The sequence below is a fragment of the Bradyrhizobium cosmicum genome, assembly GCF_032290525.1.
Taxonomy (GTDB): domain Bacteria; phylum Pseudomonadota; class Alphaproteobacteria; order Rhizobiales; family Xanthobacteraceae; genus Bradyrhizobium; species Bradyrhizobium cosmicum_A.
On sequence record NZ_JASXTA010000532.1, the window covers coordinates 1 to 242 of the forward strand.

Sequence of the window (242 nt, forward strand, 5' to 3'; positions counted from 1 at the left end):
GGATACGACCGGCGCCTGAGAACGACGCCCGGCTTCGCCATGGTCGCAGCGATGACGTCCGGATCGTGGCTCTCCTTCGCCGCACCCTGGTGGAAGAGATTGCTGTCTGCGCCCCACGCTTCCAGAGCCGCTTTCATCGACGGAGCGGCGATCGCCAGCTCGAAGAAACCTAGCGAAGTCTGGTAGGTCTTGAGTTTTCTGGCCATCGGTCTGATCAGCCCTTCCCGTTCGATAGTCAACGT

1 pseudogene is annotated in these 242 nt (G+C 61.2%); it reads right to left on the reverse strand.

The features are described 5' to 3' along the window. A pseudogene (locus QSV46_RS40835) lies at window positions 1-206 on the reverse strand (cell envelope biogenesis protein TolA); the annotation flags it as partial. Window positions 207-242 lie beyond the last annotated feature (36 nt).